Annotated in this window: 13 protein-coding genes; 12 read left to right on the top strand and 1 reads right to left on the bottom strand. The window is 49.5% G+C overall.

The window, feature by feature from the left end:
- Window positions 1-35 precede the first annotated feature (35 nt).
- Window positions 36-722: a DNA mismatch repair endonuclease MutH gene (gene mutH, locus LVQ76_RS16450; RefSeq protein WP_232865759.1), complete on the bottom strand. Its 687-nt coding sequence runs from the start codon at window positions 720-722 to the stop codon at window positions 36-38.
- 685 nt (window positions 723-1,407) lie between these two features.
- On the opposite strand from mutH, the gene rppH reads away from it, so the two are divergent.
- The 12 genes from rppH to recD all read left to right on the top strand — a co-directional run bounded on the left by rppH (window position 1,408) and on the right by recD (window position 19,916).
- Window positions 1,408-1,938, top strand: coding sequence for an RNA pyrophosphohydrolase (gene rppH, locus LVQ76_RS16445; protein ID WP_034457550.1), 531 nt, complete (start codon window positions 1,408-1,410; stop codon window positions 1,936-1,938).
- A 12-nt stretch (window positions 1,939-1,950) separates the two neighbouring features.
- Window positions 1,951-4,197 (top strand): phosphoenolpyruvate--protein phosphotransferase, encoded by a 2,247-nt coding sequence (gene ptsP, locus LVQ76_RS16440; protein WP_232922070.1) that lies wholly within the window; start codon window positions 1,951-1,953, stop codon window positions 4,195-4,197.
- 234 nt (window positions 4,198-4,431) lie between these two features.
- Window positions 4,432-5,307, top strand: a complete 876-nt coding sequence (gene lgt / locus LVQ76_RS16435) for a prolipoprotein diacylglyceryl transferase (RefSeq protein WP_151993254.1) — start codon at window positions 4,432-4,434, stop codon at window positions 5,305-5,307.
- 6 nt (window positions 5,308-5,313) lie between these two features.
- Complete coding sequence (gene thyA, locus LVQ76_RS16430; protein WP_151993255.1) at window positions 5,314-6,108, top strand: thymidylate synthase; 795 nt, start codon at window positions 5,314-5,316, stop codon at window positions 6,106-6,108.
- A gap of 184 nt (window positions 6,109-6,292) precedes the next feature.
- A complete protein-coding gene (locus LVQ76_RS16425) occupies window positions 6,293-6,766 on the top strand; it encodes a prepilin peptidase-dependent protein (protein WP_151993256.1) in 474 nt (157 codons plus the stop codon).
- Window positions 6,757-7,317, top strand: a complete 561-nt coding sequence (locus LVQ76_RS16420; protein ID WP_151993257.1) for a prepilin peptidase-dependent protein — start codon at window positions 6,757-6,759, stop codon at window positions 7,315-7,317. Before LVQ76_RS16425 ends, LVQ76_RS16420 begins: the two co-directional genes overlap by 10 nt.
- Window positions 7,314-7,748, top strand: coding sequence for a DUF2509 family protein (locus tag LVQ76_RS16415; RefSeq protein WP_232865754.1), 435 nt, complete (start codon window positions 7,314-7,316; stop codon window positions 7,746-7,748). Before LVQ76_RS16420 ends, LVQ76_RS16415 begins: the two co-directional genes overlap by 4 nt.
- A complete protein-coding gene (locus LVQ76_RS16410; RefSeq protein WP_064513419.1) occupies window positions 7,730-8,071 on the top strand; it encodes a prepilin-type N-terminal cleavage/methylation domain-containing protein in 342 nt (113 codons plus the stop codon). The genes LVQ76_RS16415 and LVQ76_RS16410 overlap by 19 nt, the downstream gene beginning before the upstream one ends.
- A gap of 7 nt (window positions 8,072-8,078) precedes the next feature.
- The gene (gene recC / locus LVQ76_RS16405) at window positions 8,079-11,453 is read left to right on the top strand and encodes an exodeoxyribonuclease V subunit gamma (protein ID WP_232922069.1); all 3,375 of its coding nucleotides are present in this window, start codon (window positions 8,079-8,081) and stop codon (window positions 11,451-11,453) included.
- A 155-nt stretch (window positions 11,454-11,608) separates the two neighbouring features.
- Window positions 11,609-14,497: a pitrilysin gene (gene ptrA / locus LVQ76_RS16400; protein ID WP_232922068.1), complete on the top strand. Its 2,889-nt coding sequence runs from the start codon at window positions 11,609-11,611 to the stop codon at window positions 14,495-14,497.
- 44 nt (window positions 14,498-14,541) lie between these two features.
- Window positions 14,542-18,084: an exodeoxyribonuclease V subunit beta gene (gene recB, locus LVQ76_RS16395; protein ID WP_232922067.1), complete on the top strand. Its 3,543-nt coding sequence runs from the start codon at window positions 14,542-14,544 to the stop codon at window positions 18,082-18,084.
- Entirely contained in the window at window positions 18,081-19,916 is a 1,836-nt protein-coding gene (recD, locus tag LVQ76_RS16390) for an exodeoxyribonuclease V subunit alpha (protein WP_232922066.1), read from the top strand. The genes recB and recD overlap by 4 nt, the downstream gene beginning before the upstream one ends.
- The last annotated feature ends 2 nt before the right edge of the window (window positions 19,917-19,918 follow it).

Raw genomic sequence — 19,918 nt, 5'->3', positions numbered from 1 at the left:
ACGCGAGCTGAACGCAGGACACAAATTAATTGGTGCTACAACGAGAAATGATTAGCCAGTAAAGCGGCGGTAAAGTTCTTTTTCAGATAAAAACCGCGCGGGAGCGTAAGAATTGGCGCGCCATCAGCACCGAATGCATTGGTTAGCGCTTTGCTATTGGCGGCTTTGGGGCGTAACTGCAACACTTCTCCGTGTCGTGCGGTGATGCGCTCAACCTGGCCGAGCACAATCAAATCCATTAACTCTTCCCAATCCTGACGCAACTGCTGCTCTTCTTCCTCGGAAGGAGCCCACAGCAAAGGCGTGCCGATATGACGCTCAGCAAGAGGAATTTGCCGCTCTCCTTCAACCGGAACCCACAGAACCCGTTTTAATTTGTGGCGCACATGGCTGGTTTCCCACGTCACCCCTGTGTTACCGGTGAGCGGGGCCACGCAAACAAAAGTAGTTTCCAACGGGCGGCCAAATCTATCCACAGGAATAGTTTTCAGCTCAATTCCTAATGCTGCGAAATCTTGTTCAGGTTTGCTACCAGCACTGGCACCCAGCCATAGTTCAAGCAAAACACCGATCCAGCCTTTGTCGCGCTTGAGATCCTTTGGGATCGGCAATCTGGCTAAAGCTGCCAGTTCACCTAGCGTATAGCCAGCCAGCTTCTGAGCTTGAGTCAGTAATATCTGTTCGTTTTCTGGAGGGTTAAGTAAGGGACTGAGTGTTTGCATGTTATCTTGTTACTGGCTGTTCAAAAAGTAAGCGTAATTATCCCGCGATATAAAGATAGTTTAGCGTGCCGGGGATAAGAATGACAATGCACTGATTTTTAATAACTTTTAAGATTAAAACTTATCGTTTTTTAATTTGGAAAAAACCTTTTCCCATTCTGGTCACCGGGAGTGAACAGGATCTTACACCGGGTTATCCACAGAAAAATGGGATAAGTGATAAAAAAGCTCACTACTGGTTCGATTTACAGCCTTGACTGGGGGTTAAACCCATTTTTTCACCAGATTGTGACTAACTTGTTGGCACAATCTGTGGATAAAAACGTCATTGGTCGATCTTTCATCAGTGTGAGATCTTCATGTGTGATGATCGTCACACTACTGAGCTGTAAGTTATTCATTATATCTTTATTGTATTGAATATATTGATTATTTTATTTCATATTTTTAATGGGTTTCAGGAGTTATCCTAAGTTGTCCCGAGTGTATAAGGTAGTTCTTCACAGTTATATCCACAGAAAAAGTGAATAAACTGCGAGGCCCATCCACGTTAATGTTTATAACTCGGTCATATTTTGTGAGTTATTCAAATGTTATTCCTTCTGAGAACCGTTACACAGTGGTTTACCGTCTAGCGCTTGTATGAAACAATCGCCCTAATCTAAGTTTGTTTTGAGGTAGTCCGGTGATCGATGATGATGGCTACCGCCCGAATGTTGGTATCGTAATCTGTAATCGGCAGGGTCAGGTAATGTGGGCCAGGCGTTTTGGTCAACATTCCTGGCAGTTTCCGCAAGGTGGCATCAATCCTGGCGAATCCCCGGAACAGGCAATGTACCGGGAGCTTTTCGAGGAAGTGGGTTTACAGCGAAAAGATGTCCGAATACTCGCCTCGACCCGAAACTGGTTACGTTACAAGTTACCTAAACGTTTGGTGCGTTGGGACACAAAGCCGGTTTGTATCGGCCAGAAACAAAAATGGTTTCTCTTGCAGTTGATCAGTAGCGATAACGATATCAATATGCAAACCAGTAGTACCCCAGAGTTTGATGGCTGGCGTTGGGTTAGTTATTGGTATCCGGTTCGTCAGGTCGTCTCCTTTAAACGCGATGTGTATCGTCGGGTGATGAAAGAGTTTGCAAGCGTCGTAATGCCGCTACAGGAAGTTGCGCCACCACGTAATAACGCGCCTGCATGGCGACGTAAAAGAGGTTAAGTCACGCGAAAAATGCTTACCCGTCTGCGAGAAATAGTCGAGAAGGTTGCCAGTGCCCCGCGCCTCAATGAGGCGCTGGATATTTTGGTTACAGACATCTGCCTTGCGATGGATACCGAGGTATGCTCGGTTTATCTCGCAGATCATGACAGGCGCTGCTTTTATCTCATGGCAACACGTGGCCTTAAAAAGCCACGTGGTCGCACCATTACACTCGCATTTGATGAAGGCATTGTCGGACTGGTTGGGCGTCTTGCAGAGCCGATAAACCTTGCTGATGCGCAGAAGCACCCAAGTTTTAAATATGTACCTGCAGTAAAAGAAGAACGTTTTCGCGCCTTCCTGGGTGTCCCTATCATCCAGCGTCGCCAGTTGCTGGGTGTGTTGGTAGTACAACAACGTGAGCACCGGCAATATGATGAAAGCGAGGAGTCTTTCCTCGTTACGCTCGCCACACAAATGGCGGCAATCCTCTCTCAATCACAGCTGGCTGCCTTATTTGGTCAATATCGCCAAACGCGTATTCGTGCGTTGCCTGCATCTCCGGGTGTAGCAATTGCCGAAGGTTGGATGGATTCGACACTCCCTTTAATGGAGCAAGTGTCGGAGGCATCTACACTCGATACGACACTTGAGCGTGAACGTCTGACTGCAGCACTTGAAGAGGCTTCCAACGAATTTCGCCGCTATAGCAAACGCTTTGCAGCGGGAGCTCAGAAAGAAACTGCGGCCATCTTTGACCTTTATTCTCACCTACTTACCGATGCCCGACTTCGTCGTGAACTATTCGAAGAGGTGGATAAAGGGTCAGTGGCAGAATGGGCAGTCAAAAAAGTCATCGAAAAATTTGCGGAGCAATTCGCAAGCCTCAGCGACAGCTACCTAAAAGAACGAGCGGGCGATCTCCGCACGCTCGGTCAACGTCTGCTATTCCATCTTGATGACAACATTCAGAGCCCAAATACATGGCCTGAACGCTTTGTGCTGGTGGCTGATGAGCTATCTGCAACCACGCTTGCTGAATTGCCGCAAAACCGCCTGGTTGGTGTTGTTGTGCGTGATGGTGCTGCGAACTCGCATGCTGCAATCATGGTGCGGGCGTTGGGCATTCCAACCGTCATGGGAGCTGATATTCAACCCTCTGTGCTGCATCGGCGCACATTGGTTGTTGATGGCTATCGGGGTGAATTGCTGGTTGACCCTGAAACAGTGTTGTTGCAGGAATACCAACGGCTTATCACCGAAGAGAATGAACTCACTCTTCTGGTTGAAGACGGTGTTGATAGCCCGGCGGCACTGAAAAGTGGTGAGCGTGTGCAAGTCATGCTGAATGCGGGTCTGAGCCCGGAGCATGAGCAGCAACTTGGCAGTCGTATCGACGGAATAGGTTTATACCGCACCGAAATCCCGTTCATGCTGCAAAGCGGCTTCCCGTCAGAAGAAGAACAGGTCGCCCAATATCAGGGCATGTTGCAGATGTTTAACGAAAAACCGGTCACGCTACGAACGCTTGATGTTGGGGCGGATAAACAATTGCCGTATATGCCTATCAGTGAAGAAAATCCATGTCTGGGCTGGCGAGGAATCCGTATCACGCTTGACCAACCTGAGATTTTCCTCGTGCAGGTGCGCGCTATGCTGCGTGCTAATGCGGCCACGGGTAACTTGAGCATTCTGCTACCGATGATCACCAGCATCGACGAGATTGATGAGGCACGCCGCCTGATTGACCGTGCCGGGCGCGAAGTGGAAGAGGTACTCGGTTATGAGCTACCTAAGCCGCGTATTGGTGTGATGGTTGAAGTCCCGTCGATGGTATTCATGATGGGGCACCTTGCCAGCCGCGTTGATTTTATCTCTGTGGGCACCAACGACCTGACGCAATATTTGCTGGCCGTCGATCGCAATAACACTCGCGTTGCAAGCCTGTATGACAGTCTTCACCCGGCAATGATCCGTGCGTTGAGCCACATTGCGAAAGAGGCGGAACGTAACGGTATTGACCTATGTTTATGTGGTGAAATGGCGGGTGACCCGATGTGCGTGGCACTGCTGGTGGGTATGGGTTATCGCCATTTGTCGATGAACGGCCGCTCGGTGGCTCGCGTCAAATATCTGTTGCGCCACATTAGCCTGGAAGAGACACAACAGCTTGCGCAGCGTAGCCTGGAAGCTCAATTATCGACAGAAGTGCGCCATCAGGTTGCGTCCTTCATGGAACGACGAGGAATGGGTGGTTTGATTCGCGGCGGGCGTTAGTTGCTGGCGCCGCTCTTCTTTCTCATACCTTATTCATGCCGAAATAATTCGAGTTGCAGCCAACACAGCCGCGGCTCGAAGTATGAAGGGCATTACATATCTTTTACAACTTCACCGACTTAATCCTTGAGCCCTTTGTGCTATGATCCGCTGCTTTCGGAGCGCATCCGCACAGATGCGTACTTGCAACCCATCGTCGACTTTCGGTGGGGTAACAATGGTTTGTGGTGACAGATGAATAGTGGCTATCTGCATTTCCCTGAATTTGACCCGGTGATTTTTTCCGTCGGGCCAGTCTCTTTGCACTGGTACGGAGTGATGTACCTGGTTGGTTTCGTGTTTGCTATGTGGCTTGCGGGTCGTCGCGCCAATAAGCCAGGTAGCGGTTGGACGAAAGACGAAGTCGAAAACCTGCTATATGCTGGCTTCCTCGGGGTATTCCTCGGCGGACGCCTTGGTTATGTCTTCTTCTACAACCTGCCATCCTTCCTTGCTGACCCACTGTATCTGTTTAAAGTCTGGGATGGCGGTATGTCCTTCCACGGCGGGCTAGTTGGTGTTATCTGCGTGATGATTTGGTTCGCGCGCCGTACTCACCGCAACTTCTTCCAGGTTGCTGATTTTATTGCACCATTGATCCCATTTGGTTTGGGCGCAGGCCGCCTGGGCAACTTCATCAATGGTGAACTGTGGGGCCGTGTTGATCCAAACTTCCAGTGGGCGATGCTGTTCCCTGGTTCCCGCAGTGAAGACGTTGGCCTGTTGGCTACACATCCTGAATGGCAGTCGCTGTTTAACACCTACGGTGTCTTACCACGTCATCCTTCTCAGCTTTACGAGATGGTTTTGGAAGGTATCGTGCTGTTCATCATTCTTAACGTCTTCATCCGTAAACCGCGCCCAATGGGGGCTGTATCCGGCCTGTTCCTGATTGGCTATGGTGCTTTCCGCATTATCGTTGAATTCTTCCGCCAGCCGGATGCACAGTTTACCGGTGCGTGGGTGCAGTACATCAGCATGGGGCAAATCCTCTCGATTCCGATGATTGTCGCCGGTGTGGTAATGATGGTTTGGGCGTATCGTCGTCGTCCACAGCAACAGCTTTCGTGAGGAAACATGCAACAGTATCTTGATTTGATGAAACATGTGCTGGAAAACGGCACTCCAAAAGATGACCGCACTGGCACCGGTACGCTGTCGATTTTCGGTCATCAGATGCGCTTCAATTTGCAAGATGGTTTCCCGCTGGTTACCACTAAACGCTGCCATTTACGCTCCATCATTCATGAACTACTGTGGTTCCTGAAGGGGGAAACCAACGTTGCATATCTGCATGAAAACAACGTCTCTATCTGGGACGAATGGGCAGATGAAAATGGCGACCTTGGCCCTGTGTATGGCAAGCAGTGGCGCTCTTGGGCAACGCCAGATGGCCGCCATATTGACCAGTTAACCACTGTGATTAACCAGCTTAAAAACGATCCCGACTCACGCCGCATTATTGTTTCGGCGTGGAACGTGGGTGAGCTGGATAAAATGGCACTGGCACCATGCCATGCGTTCTTCCAGTTCTATGTGGCTGACGGCAAGCTTTCCTGCCAGCTTTATCAACGTTCATGTGACATCTTCCTTGGCCTGCCGTTTAATATCGCCAGCTATGCATTACTGGTGCATATGATGGCGCAGCAATGTGACCTGGAAGTGGGTGATTTTGTCTGGACCGGTGGCGATACTCATTTGTACAGCAACCACCTCGAGCAAACTCGCTTGCAGTTAACCCGTGAGCCACGGGCTCTGCCAAAACTGGTTATTAAACGTAAACCTGAATCACTGTTCGATTACCGTTTCGAAGATTTTGAAATCGAGGGCTACGATCCGCACCCTGCGATCAAAGCGCCAGTCGCTATCTGACGACTGACAGCCTGCCATAACCGGTGCCATTTGTGCGCCGGTTTTTTTTGCCTGAATTTTGTCTTTGCGAGCCTCTTTCCAGCACTTCTGCAACCTTATGAAACCCTAAAACTATCCTTCGAGTCACCCCGAAAAATAGTTCTTTGGCAGTGGCGAAGAATTTTTCGGCTGGCACACTGCCGCCATGAAAATAAAACAACAAGGCTTTAGCCTGATAGAAATGATGGTGGTAATGATCATTGTTGCGGTACTTGGCGCTGGAGGTTTGTTTGGCTGGCAACAGTGGCAGCAACAGCAACGGCTATGGATAACCACCCAGCATGTCCGCAATTTGCTCGAAGAGCTACGCAGTGATGCTAACTGGCATAACCGAGACCATCTGTTAGTAGTGAAACGAACAGAAAAAATGTGGTGTCTTACTAGTAAGTTGGCGGAGGACAGTGAATGTCATTCTGACAAACGCTGGCGATTAAACCAGCCTTTTACTGATGTTGATATTACTGAGATAACGCCAGGTGTGGGATTCTATGGATTGAGAAATACCGCCTGGCCTGGCCATATATTGTTGCAAAGCATGGCTGGTAAATGGCGGGTTGTTCTTTCGGCTCAGGGAAGAGTTCGTGTCTGCGAGGTTATAGGGAGCAACAAATGCAGCTAAATCAGCAGGGATTCACCTTACTGGAAACGCTCATCGCCATGGCATTAAGTAGTATTGTTTTGCTAGGTGCAGGACGGTTATTTCCAGCTCTGCAACAAGCAGTATTGCAGCAATATCAAAAAGAAAGTCTACAAGAGTCACTCTGGCAGTTGGCGTTCAGTTTGGGGAAACAGTTGCAAAGAGCAGGCTATTGCCACGGAAGCTGCCAGGGAGATGGGTTGATACTGCGCAAAGAGGGCGGATGCGTTTTGTTGCAATGGGATAGCAATAGTAATGGGCGCTGGGAGCCTTCCAGCCATGCCGAAACTGAATTGGCAGGTTATCGACTAAACGGTAGCAATCTGGAATTTATGCGCGGAGCTACCAGTTGTGAAGGAAGTGGCTGGGAGAAAATATCCGATCCAGCAATAATGGCTATACAGAAATTCTCGGTGACCCGCCAGGCTCGTCACTCAATGCCTCCGCTGTTAATAATTGAACTGGAAGCGGCTTTCAAAAAAGGCCGAAACCAGGTGTCTTTGCACCATACCGTTGTGGGATATAACTTGTGAGTGGACATCCTGAGCGGGGAAATATCACCCTCGGATTCGTGCTGCTATTGTTTGCGCTGGGGATATTAATGCTAGGTGGATTACAACGACAGTTAAGTCACCAGCGGCACTTAGTCGCCAGCGAAATAGGTTTTCTTAAGCAATATGCTGCTGCCATTTCTGCTCAGGCCTGGGGAAGTCAGTTAATCTGGCAACCTAAGCAAACCTGGCACTGCCAGCAAGAAATAGAAAAAGGCTGGAAGGCCTGCGTCTTGTTGGTCGAAAGAAATGAGGTGTTGATGGCGGTGCGTGGAACGTATTCAGGAGCGCAATTGCCACTCACACTTTGGCGATGGGGTGTTGTAGATAATTCACATTGGTTATCAACCCCTCATGGCTGGCTGGATTTTTGCCCTTTTGCTGAGGTGCCCAGATGTCAGTTACCACAGTAAAATCATTAGAGCGCGGATTTAGCCTGATTGAAGTGTTATGTGCTATGGCACTATTTTCAGTAGTGATGCTAGCTCTGCTGGGGTATTACCGGGTATTACAACAAGGTTTTCAGTCTCAATGGCATTCTCGCCAGCTGTGGCGTTTAGCCGTAGAAATGAGCGAGCCTGATGTGCCATTGCCAACAGATGGATGGAAAGTCAGTCGACAGCAGACATCAGCGGCGGGATGTGTCAGCATCGCCGTTACTATTATTAGCCCTGGCGGGCGAACCGGGCAGCTATCGCGGCTACATTGCCCGCAAAAAGAGAAAAGTCAGGAGTAGCGATTCTATGTTGCGTGTTTACCATTCCAACCGGCTGGATGTGCTGGAAGCAATTATGGAATTTATTGTGGAAAGGCAACCGTTGCCGGACCCATTCCAGCCTGAAGTGGTGTTGGTGCAAAGCACCGGTATGGCTCAGTGGCTACAAATGACCCTGGCACAAAAATTTGGTATCGCGGCGAATATTAGTTTCCCGCTTCCCGCCAGTTTCATCTGGGACATGTTTGTACGTGTGTTACCAAACATTCCTGAGCAAAGTGCTTTTAACAAGCAAAGCATGAGCTGGAAATTGATGACGCTCATCCCCACGATGCTGGAGCAGCCTGAATTTTCACTGCTGAGTCAGTATCTTGAAGAAGATGAAAATGGGCGAAAACTCTCCCAGTTGGCCTCAAGAATTGCTGACCTCTATGACCAATATTTAGTTTATCGGCCTACATGGTTAAGCCTGTGGGAAAAAGGTGAACTTGTAGACAATGTGGGTGAAGCCCAATTGTGGCAGGCTCCGCTCTGGGCTGCATTGGTACGGCATACGCAAGAACTTGAACAGCCGCAATGGCACCGTGCAAATCTCTATCAACGTTTCATTGATACTCTGGAAAAAAGCAGTGAATGCCCGCCGGGCTTACCAGAGCGTGTGTTTATTTGTGGTATTTCGGCATTGCCACCGGTTTATCTTCAGGCGCTACAGGCACTTGGTAAGCACATTGACGTGCATTTGCTGTTTACCAACCCTTGCCGCTACTACTGGGGCGATATTAAAGACCCCGCTTATCTTGCACGCTTGATCAGCCGTCGGCGTCGCAGCCACGCGCAGCGAGACATCACGTTGCCACTGTTTAAAGATTGCGACACAGCCTCAGCATTGTTCAACGACGATGGTGAGCAAGACATTGGCAACCCACTGCTGGCCTCATGGGGGAAGTTGGGGCGTGATTACACGTACTTGTTAGCTGAATTACAGCGTTTTGAAGAGATTGACGTATTTGTCGATATTGAGCCTGACAATGTGCTGCGCAATGTGCAGTACGATTTGCTGGAGCTGCAAAACAATGCTGTCACCGGATTAACCGAAGAAGAGTTTGAACATAGTCATAAGAAACGTCTTCTTGCCCTTAATGATCAATCAGTGACATTCCATGAATGCCACAGTCCTCAGCGTGAAGTCGAAGTGCTGCACGATCAACTGCTTGCGATGCTGGATGCCGATCCGGCATTAACTCCTCGTGACATCATCGTGATGGTGGCAGATATCGATAGCTACAGCCCATTTATCCAGGCCGTATTTGGTAATGCTGTTGGTGAGCGTCGCTTACCCTTTGCGATTTCTGACCGTCGCGCCAGGCAGGCTCACCCGGCTCTGCAGGCGTTTATTTCTCTACTTTCCCTTCCTGATAGCCGTTTCGCTGCACAGGATGTTCTTGCGCTGCTTGAGGTTCCCGCACTGGCTGCTCGCTTCTCAATTAACGAAGAAGGGCTGCGCTATTTGCGCCAATGGGTCAATGAATCTGGGATCCGTTGGGGAATTGACGACGACAATGTGCGTGAATTGGATCTTCCCGCAACCGGGCAGCACACTTGGCGCTTTGGTCTCACGCGTATGCTGTTGGGTTATGCAATGGATAGTCAGGCGGGTGAATGGCAGTCAATTCTCCCTTACGATGAGTCGAGCGGTTTAATTGCTGAACTTGTCGGGCAACTGGCCGAATTACTAATGCAGTTGAACATCTGGCGTAGGGAGCTCTCTGTAACCCGGCCATTAGCCGAGTGGACAACAGTCTGCCGTGACATGTTATCGAGTTTCTTCATGCCTGATACTGAAACAGAAGGTGCGTTGGCGCTGATTGAACAGCAGTGGCAAGAGATCATTAAATATGGTCTTGAGTCGCGTTACCAGGAACATATCTCGCTGACGTTATTACGTGACGAGCTGGCCCAGCGCCTCGATCAGGAACGTATCAGTCAACGTTTCCTGGCCGGGCCAATAAACTTCTGTACCCTGATGCCGATGCGTTCCATTCCTTTCAAAGTTGTGTGCTTGCTTGGTATGAATGATGGCGTTTATCCGCGTACGCTGGCGCCACTTGGGTTTGATCTAATGAGCCAGAAGCCGCAACGTGGTGACCGTAGCCGCAGGGACGATGACCGTTACTTATTCCTTGAAGCCCTCAATTCGGCACAATTACGTTTTTATATCAGCTATATCGGGCGGTCTATTCAGGACAACAGCCAACGCTACCCTTCAGTGCTGGTTGATGAATTACTGGACTACATCGCGCAAAGCCATTGTTTGCCACAGAACACGGAACAGACCTGTGATGAAAGCAGTGAGCTTGTGAAAAAACATCTGGTTCAGCGGCATTATCGCACTCCTTTTGAGGCTGGTAATTTTTTGCCAGGAGCGCTTGTACAAAGCTATGCCAACGAATGGTTGCCTGCTGCAAGTGAGCAGGGCCAGGCTCAGGTGGCATTTATTCAACCATTACAAGAAGAGAGCCAGGAAGTCATTACGCTCGACCAGTTACAGCGTTTCTGGCGTCATCCAGTACGAGCGTTTTTCCAGATGCGTCTGGGTATCCATTTTCGACTTGAAGAGAGCGATTTACCCGATGCCGAGCCGTTCACATTAGATAGCCTTGAGCGTTTCCAGATGAATCAGGAACTGCTCAATACCCTGGTTCAGGAAGGTGACTCTCAGCAACTATTCCGCCGCTACCGTGCGGCAGGCTCGTTGCCGTATGGAGCTTTCGGTGAGATTTTATGGGAAACCCAGTTAACAGAAATGGCTGAGCTGGCGCAAAAAGTGAGAGCCGAACGGCAAAACGGTAACAGCCTGGAAGTCTCGCTCGATTTAGACGGAACAAGGCTTGAAGGTTGGTTGTCGGATGTGCAGGCTGATGGCTTGTTACGCTGGCGTCCTTCCATCCTCAACCCGGCACACGGTCTGCAGCTATGGATTGAACATGTTGTCTGGTGTGCATTGGGAGGTGATGGTGAAAGCCGCCTGTATGGAAGGGATTCAACAGAGTGGAAATTCCCTGCACTTGATGTGAAACAGGCAAAAAGCTATCTCCAGCAACTTATTGATGGTTATCGGAAAGGATTAGTACAACCGCTCTTATTGCTTCCCATGAGTGGTGGAGCATGGATAAAAGCCTGTTATGAACCCGCGAATGATGCCATTTTATGGGATGAGCAGACGCAACAGAAAGCCAAAAGTAAACTATTGGCGGCCTGGGAAGGGAATCAGAGAGTTGAAGGTGAGGGGGCCGATATGTGGTTACAACGACTGTATCGTACGCTCGAGCCAGACTACTACGAGGCAATTATAAGAGAGGCGGAGCGCTACTTACTGCCGCTGTTTCGTTTCAATAAAGCTTAAATGTCTGTATAAAAATTGCACAACCCGGCAGGTTCATCTATGATGCGCTACTTGCTCAGGGTTGGCGAAAAAAGAAACAACTAAAATAGTAGATTTTTTTTAAAAGTTGTTAATGATGAGTGAGTTAGGAAGTTTCGTGATTATGAGGTTTGTGAATGCCTAAATGCAGCACCTGGTTAAAACCGCTTTTCTTGTTGTTAGTTGCCCTTTGGGCACCATTAAGTCAGGCAGACACGGGTTGGCAACCTATCCAGGAAACTATCCGCAAAAGTGAGAAAGACAACCGTCAATATCAGGCTATACGTCTTGATAATGGTATGACAGTGCTGCTGGTTTCTGATCCGCAAGCTGTTAAGTCATTGTCTGCGTTGGTTGTTCCTGTTGGATCTTTAGAAGATCCTAACGACCATCTTGGCTTGGCTCACTATCTTGAACATATGACGCTGATGGGCTCTAAAAAATATCCGGAGCCGGATAGCCTGTCAGAGTTTCTCAAAAAGCATGGTGGCAGCCACAACGCCAGTACTGCAACTTACCGCACTGCGTTTTATCTCGAAGTGGAAAACGATGCGCTGGAAGGGGCTGTTGACCGTTTGTCTGATGCTATCGCTGAACCCAATCTCGCCCCAGAATATGCTGAACGTGAACGTAATGCGGTTAATGCTGAGCTGACCTTAGCTCGCGCCCGTGACGGTATGCGTATGGCGCAAGTTAGTGCTGAAACTATCAACCCTGCACATCCGGGTTCGCGTTTTTCCGGCGGTAACCTTGAAACTCTGCGCGACAAACCAGGCAGCAAGCTGCTGGATGCTCTGATAGCTTTCCGTGATAAATATTATTCTGCGAACCTGATGAAGGCCGTTATTTACAGTAATAAACCATTGCCGGAACTGGCAAAAATTGCTGTGGAAACCTATGGCCGGGTGCCAAATAAAAACATTGAACGGCCAGTTATTAATGTGCCGGTTGTCACGGATGCGCAAAAAGGAATCGTAATTCATTACGTCCCCGCATTGCCTCGCAAAGTGGTGCGTGTTGAATTCCGTATCGACAATAATAGCGATAAATTCCGCAGCAAAACTGATGAATTAATTGGCTATTTGATTGGTAACCGTAGCAATAATACGCTTTCTGACTGGCTGCAAAAGCAGGGGCTGGCGGATAGCATCCGTGCCGATTCCGACCCGTTAGTTAACGGTAATAGTGGCGTGTTCGCAATCTCCGTATCGTTGACTGATAAAGGTCTCGCGCAGCGTGATGAAGTGGTTGCGGCTATTTTCAGTTACTTAAATAAATTGCGTGAGAATGGCGTCGATAAAAGTTATTTCGACGAACTTGCCCATGTTCTCGATCTCGACTTCCGTTATCCATCAATAACCCGTGATATGGATTACGTTGAATGGTTAGCGGACACCATGCTTCGCGTGCCGGTCGAGCACACACTTGATGCTGTCAACATCGCCGATCAATACGATCCAGCGGCTATTAAAGCTCGCCTGGAGATGATGACGCCGCAAAATGCACGTGTCTGGTATATCAGCCCGAAAGAGCCACATAACAAAACGGCTTACTTTGTAGAAGCGCCTTATCAGGTCGATAAAATCACAACACAAGTCTTCGATACCTGGCAGAAAAAAACGGCAGCAATCAAACTGGCATTGCCGCAATTGAACCCGTACATCCCGGATGACTTTACGTTAGTTAAACCAGATAAAACCTATGCTCACCCTGAGTTGCTGGTAAAAGAACCAGGCTTGCGTGTGTTGTATATGCCAAGTCACTATTTTGCCAGTGAACCAAAAGCTGACGTAACTATGGTGCTGCGTAACCCACAGGCGATGGATAGTGCAAAAAACCAGGTCTTATTTGCCCTGAATGACTATCTGGCTGGAATCGCGTTGGACGAGTTAAGCAACCAGGCCTCCATTGGCGGTATTGGCTTCTCTACAAATGCCAATAGCGGTTTGATGGTTAATGCCAACGGTTATACCCAACGTTTGCCACAGCTTTTTGAAGCACTGCTAAAAGGCTATTTCTCCTATACACCGACTCAAGAGCAGTTGGATCAGGCAAAGTCATGGTATGCCCAAATGATGGATTCGGCAGACAAAGGCAAAGCTTACGATCAGGCGATTATGCCGGTGCAGATGGTGTCGCAGGTGCCATATTTCCAGCGTGAAACGCGCCGCGCGTTGCTGCCTGATCTGACGATAAAAGACGTGCTTGATTATCGGGAAGTTTTAAAAACTAATGCTAAACCTGAGTTTTTAGTACTGGGTAATATGTCTCCTGGTCAGGCAAAAGAGCTTGCGCATAACGTACAAAGCCAGCTGACTACCAAAGGTAATGAGTGGTGCCGCAATAAAGACGTGCTTGTTGATAGCAAACATTTAGCGATGTTTGAAAAAACAGGAGGCAGCACGGATTCAGCGCTGGCCGCAGTTTATGTCCCGAAAGGTTTCGATGAAACGGTAAGTACTGCTTACAGCTCTATGCTGGGGCAAATCATTCAGCCTTGGTTCTACAACCAGTTGCGTACCCAGGAACAGTTGGGTTATGCCGTGTTTGCGTTCCCGATGTCAGTTGGGCGCCAGTGGGGGATTGGTTTCTTGCTGCAAAGTAACGATAAGCAACCAGCCTACTTGTACCAGCGGTTTAAAGCGTTTTACCCAACGGCTGAAAAGAAGTTGCGTGAGATGAGCGCTGAAGATTTTGCTCAAATGCAGCAGGGGATGATCAGTGAGATAATGCAGGCACCGCAGACCTTGTCTCAGGAGGCTTCACAACTGAGCAAAGATTTCGAACGCGGAAACCTGGATTTTGATTCGCGTGATAAAGTAGTCGCCGAAATTAAAAAACTTACGCCGCAAAAACTGGCTGATTTCTTCCATCAGGCAGTGATTGAACCGCAGGGAATAGCTGTACTGTCGCAAGTTTCTGGTAGCCACAATGGCAAGTCAGATTATGCCACTCCGAAAGGCTGGAAAACCTGGAAGGAGGTCAGCTCTCTGCAGCAATCATTGCCGCTTGTAGACGCTAAGTAATGGCGGCCACGGCACCTGCAACTTGAAAGACAATGGGTATAATAATGACCGGAATCGCTCAGCCGCTTGACCCTCTTAGTTTACCTCTGACGGGGGAGCGGCTGATTGAAGCCTCTGCCGGTACCGGAAAGACATTTACCATTGCGGCACTCTATTTGCGTTTGCTGCTTGGCCTGGGTGGGCAAAATGCTCATCCCCGGCCACTCTCCGTTGAAGAATTATTGGTCGTTACCTTTACTCAGGCTGCGACCGAAGAGCTCCGCGGCCGTATTCGCGCCAATATTCATGAGTTGCGTATCGCCTGTGTACGCAATCGCACTGACAATCCATTGTTCCAAAACCTGCTGGCTGAAATTCCAGATCTTCATCAGGCTGCCCAAGTTTTACGCCTTGCAGAACAGCAAATGGACGAAGCGGCCATTTTCACTATCCATGGTTTTTGCCAGCGAATGCTCAGCCTGAATGCCTTCGAATCAGGCATGCTGTTTGAGCAACAACTCATTGAAGATGAGTCACGGCTGCGCCGTAATGCCTGTGCTGATTTCTGGCGTCGCCATTGTTACCCGCTTCCTAAACCGGTCGCGCAGGTTATGGCAGAGGAGTGGGCTGGCCCGGAAGAACTTCTCAGAGACATAAACAGCTGGTTGCAAGGTGAACAGCCGGTACTTAAACAGCCGCCAGCTGATGATGAAACGCTACTCGCACGGCATCAGAAAATAATTAACGCTATTGAAGATGTGAAAGCACAATGGTGTGCCTGCGCGGATGAAATTGCGCAACTCCTGAGTGTGGCGAAGATAGACCGCCGCAGTTACAGCAGCAAAAACTTACCTAACTGGCTGAACATTGTTGGCGCATGGGCGCAGACAGAAACCACTACCTATAAATTGCCTGACCAACTTGAGCGTTTCTCTCAGTCGATGCTCGACGAGAAAACCAAAGAAGGCCAACCGCCGCAGCATCCTGTTTTCAGAGCGATTAACGATTTATTGGGTGAGCCATTAACACTGCGTGATTTAGTTATCGCTCGTGCTATGGCTGAAATCCGCTATACCGTTCAGCAGGAAAAGCTTCGCCGTGGCGAACTCGGGTTTGACGATATGCTGACGCGTCTTGATGAAGCTCTGCATAAGCCGGGTGGTGATGCCCTTGCAGCCGCCATTCGTGGCCGTTTCCCTGCTGCGATGATTGATGAGTTCCAGGATACCGACCCTCAGCAATACCGCATTTTCAGGCGCTTATATATCAATCAGCCCGATACGGCGCTGTTGCTTATCGGTGACCCAAAACAAGCCATTTACGCTTTCCGTGGGGCAGATATCTTTACCTACATGAAAGCTCGTCATGAGGTAAGTGCCCACTACACATTGGATACTAACTGGCGCTCATCACCTGCAATGATAAGCAGCGTAAATACGCTGTTCCAACAACTGGATAATCCCTTCTTATTCGAGCAAATTCCGTTCATGGCAGTGAAAGCCGCGGCGAAGAACAGCGGCCTGCGTTTTACCATGAAAGGGAAGAACCAGCCGGCGATGTCGCTCTGGGCGCAGTCGGGTGACGGTTGCGGTGTGAGTGATTACCAACAAATCATGGCCATGCAGTGTGCGCAGCAGATTCGCGACTGGCTGAGTGCCGGGCAGCGCGGTGAGGCTCTATTGTGGAAAGGTGAGGCATCTCGCCCGGTACAGTCATCAGACATCACTATTTTGGTTCGTAGTCGCGGTGAAGCTTCAATTGTTCGCGAGGCTTTGAGCGCGCTAAATATCCCCTCTGTTTACCTTTCAAATCGTGACTCGGTTTTTGCAACGCCTGAAGCGCGAGAGATTTTGTGGATTCTGCAGGCTGTACTGGCTCCTGAAATTGAAACAGCACTGAGAAGTGCTGTTGCGACCAGTATGCTTGGCCTTGATGCCCAAATGATTGAGGCGCTGAATAACGATGAAAATGCCTGGGATCAGTTGGTTGAAGAGTTTTCAGAATATCGACAAATTTGGCTACGCCGGGGCGTAATGCCGATGTTGCGAGCGCTTATTGCGCATCGCCAGATTGCTGAAAATTTGTTAGCAACGCCGGGAGGTGAAAGGCGTCTTACCGACATTTTACACATCAGCGAATTGCTACAAGAAGAAGCGGCGCAAACTGACAGTGAACATGCTCTGGTTCGATGGTTGGCGCAACAGGTCGCTGAACCTGACAGCAACGCGTTTAGCCAACAACTACGCCTCGAAAGCGACAGGCATTTGGTTCAGGTTGTCACTATCCATAAATCAAAAGGGCTTGAGTATCCGTTGGTCTGGTTGCCATTCATCGCCAACTATCGGGCGCAAAACAGTGGTCTGTACCACGACCGTTCAACATTCTCACCGCTGCTGGATTTAAGCGACGATGAGGAGAGTCTTAGTCTTGCGGAAGAAGAGCGACTGGCGGAGGATTTACGCTTGCTGTACGTCGCTTTGACGCGCTCTATCTGGCATTGCAGTCTTGGTGTCGCCCCATTGTTTAAGGGGAATCGTGCCAAAAAAGGGACCAGCGATCTACATCTTGGGGCGCTGGGGTATCTTCTGCAAAAAGGTGAAGCGAAAGATGCGGCTGGTTTACAGGCATGTTTGCAGGAACTGGTCAGTGAGTCGATTAGCGTCGAAGAACCTCACTCGGAAGACTACACCCCGTGGCAGCCTGTCAGTGCCGCACTCCCGGAACTAAGTGCCAGAGTGATGAAAAGGCAGGTTGCTGATAACTGGCGTGTAACCAGTTACTCCGGTTTGCAGCAACATGGCAGTAGCCAGATGCTGGATCTATTACCCAGATTAGATGTGGATGCTGCAGGTGTAGTGCCAGTGCAAAGTGAGCCATCACTAACTCCACACACCTTCCCGCGTGGGGCCGGGCCGGGCACATTTTTGCATAGCTTATTTGAAGGCATTGATTTTACTCAGCCGATTGACGATGTGTGGGTTGCAAAGCAACTCACAGAGCAAGGTTTTGCTGAAGAGTGGCAGCCGATTGTCACTGAATGGCTGCAGACAATTTTACAGGCATCGTTAAATGATTCGGGCGTCTCGCTTAACCAATTATCTCCTCAGGAAAAACAGGTCGAACTAGAGTTCTATCTACCCATTGAAAGTGATTTGCAGGCTGCACATTTGGACAGATTGGTGCGTGGACATGACTCGTTATCGGCAGGTTGTCCACCGTTAAACTTCAAACAGGTGCGTGGCATGCTGAAAGGGTTTATCGACCTGGTTTTTCGCTGGCAAGGGCGTTACTACCTGCTGGATTACAAATCCAACTGGCTGGGTGAAGACAGCAGCGCCTATACCCAGGAAGCGATGGCGGGTGCGATGCAATCCCATCGTTACGACCTGCAATATCAGTTATATACACTGGCACTGCACCGCTATTTGCGCCACCGTATGCCTGACTACGATTACCAAAGGCATTTTGGTGGTGTTATTTATCTATTTTTGCGCGGGGTTGAAAGCAATGGCTCGTCACAGGGAATATTTACCACACGCCCTTCTGTGCAATTAATTGAGCAGATGGACGCATTGTTTGCCGGGCAAACGGACGAGGTTACGCCATGAAAATGTCTGCGTTGCTACAGCAGGCGGTCGAGCAAAAATTGTTGCGCGCATTGGATGCGCAATTCGCCATGATGATTGCCAGTGACGACGAGCCCGCAGTCATGCTGGCAGCGGCACTTGTCAGTCACGATGCAGGTGAAGGCCATGTGTGTATCCCGCTTTCGCGCTTAAAGCCGGAGTTCTGTTTTGCCGGGCGGCAACCTGATTTTGCTGAGCAACTTTTCGCTCTGGTTGGTACCAAAGCCAACTGGCGCGAGCTGCTACTGACATCTGATGCGGTGAGTGAGCATGAAGGGGCGACACCGCTGAAATTAATTGGCGAGCGCTTGTACCTCAACCGGATGTGGCAAAACGAACAGTCTGTCGCGCGATTTTTTGGTGAAGAGAACTGCGCAATCCCACTTGATGAAACGCAGATTATCCGTGTACTAAATCAACTCTTTGAGCCAACAGCTGATATCGACTGGCAAAAGGTTGCCGCCGCCGTGGCACTGACACGACGCATTTCAGTTATTTCTGGTGGGCCAGGAACCGGGAAAACCACTACGGTGGCCAAATTGCTCGCAGCACTTGTTCAGCTGTCGGACGCAAAACCTTTGCGTATCCAGCTGGCGGCTCCAACGGGTAAAGCCGCTGCACGTTTAACCGAATCCTTAGGTTCCGCTCTACGGCGTTTGCCGCTGGATGATGCGCAAAAAGCCTCGTTGCCGAGCGATGCTTGTACCTTGCACCGCTTATTGGGCGCACAACCTAACAGCCAACGTCTGCGCTATCACGCAGGGAACCCATTGCATCTTGATGTGCTGGTGGTAGATGAAGCCTCGATGGTGGATTTGCCAATGATGGCAAAGCTGATTCATGCGTTGCCAGCACATGCGCGGATCATTTTCTTAGGCGACCGCGATCAATTGGCATCGGTGGAAGCGGGGGCGGTGCTCGGGGATATTTGCCATTATGTTACACACGGATATTCTCCTGTTCGTGCGGCCGAATTAAGTCGACTGACGGGTTACTCACTGGCGACAGGTGAAGGAATCGAAGCTAGCGTGCTGCGAGACGGGCTTTGTCTGCTGCAAAAAAGCTACCGTTTTGATAGCAAATCAGGGATTGGGCAGTTGGCCTATGCTGTTAATGCAAGCGATGTGAAACAGGCTAAAGCGGTGTTTGCTAAAGGTTTTGGCGATATCGCAAAGCAGCCACTGCGCGAAACTGAAGACTACGCGTTGATGATTGCTGATGCAGTGGATGGGTATCGGCCGTATCTGGAATTAATACGTAATCACGCAGAGCCTGTAGCTATTATTGAAGCTTTTGGGCGTTATCAGTTGTTATGTGCATTGCGTGATGGCCCGTTTGGCGTCAGTGGCCTGAACAACAGAATCGAACTTGCACTGATTCAAAAAAGGCTTATTGAGCGGCCAAATCAGACTGCTTCAAGATGGTACAACGGCAGGCCAATTATGATTTCGCGTAACGACAGTTCGTTAGGCTTATTCAATGGTGATATTGGTATCGCGTTAGATAGAGGCAAGGGGCTACGCGTCTGGTTCCCGATGCCGGATGGCACAATAAAATCAGTGCAGCCGAGTCGTTTACCGGGGCATGACACCGCCTATGCTATGACGGTGCATAAATCCCAGGGTTCGGAATTTGAGCACGCAGCCCTTGTTCTGCCAAATCAGTATACCGCTGTGGTTACGCGTGAACTGGTCTACACCGCGATTACTCGTGCTCGAAGCAGGCTATCTTTGTATGCCGATGATCGGGTGCTGGAAAAAGCCATTGTGACAAAGACGGAAAGACGCAGCGGATTGATGGAGAGTTTTAGCTAGCC

It is taken from the genome of Buttiauxella cochleicola, from assembly GCF_021283185.1.
Lineage (GTDB): Bacteria > Pseudomonadota > Gammaproteobacteria > Enterobacterales > Enterobacteriaceae > Buttiauxella > Buttiauxella massiliensis.
The sequence above is the reverse complement of the archived record's forward strand: the minus strand, read 5'-3'. Positions and strand labels throughout refer to the sequence as shown.

Bases quoted from the DNA above. Each gene is read 5' to 3' on its own strand.
- LVQ76_RS16420 (WP_151993257.1), top strand. From the start codon at position 6,757: ATGCAGCTAAATCAGCAGGGATTCACCTTACTGGAAACGCTCATCGCC.
- recB (WP_232922067.1), top strand. From the start codon at position 14,542: ATGACCGGAATCGCTCAGCCGCTTGACCCTCTTAGTTTACCTCTGACG.
- lgt (WP_151993254.1), top strand. From the start codon at position 4,432: ATGAATAGTGGCTATCTGCATTTCCCTGAATTTGACCCGGTGATTTTT.
- LVQ76_RS16410 (WP_064513419.1), top strand. From the start codon at position 7,730: ATGTCAGTTACCACAGTAAAATCATTAGAGCGCGGATTTAGCCTGATT.
- recD (WP_232922066.1), top strand. From the start codon at position 18,081: ATGAAAATGTCTGCGTTGCTACAGCAGGCGGTCGAGCAAAAATTGTTG.
- LVQ76_RS16425 (WP_151993256.1), top strand. From the start codon at position 6,293: ATGAAAATAAAACAACAAGGCTTTAGCCTGATAGAAATGATGGTGGTA.
- recC (WP_232922069.1), top strand. From the start codon at position 8,079: ATGTTGCGTGTTTACCATTCCAACCGGCTGGATGTGCTGGAAGCAATT.
- ptrA (WP_232922068.1), top strand. From the start codon at position 11,609: ATGCCTAAATGCAGCACCTGGTTAAAACCGCTTTTCTTGTTGTTAGTT.
- ptsP (WP_232922070.1), top strand. From the start codon at position 1,951: ATGCTTACCCGTCTGCGAGAAATAGTCGAGAAGGTTGCCAGTGCCCCG.
- thyA (WP_151993255.1), top strand. From the start codon at position 5,314: ATGCAACAGTATCTTGATTTGATGAAACATGTGCTGGAAAACGGCACT.
- mutH (WP_232865759.1), bottom strand. From the start codon at position 722: ATGCAAACACTCAGTCCCTTACTTAACCCTCCAGAAAACGAACAGATA.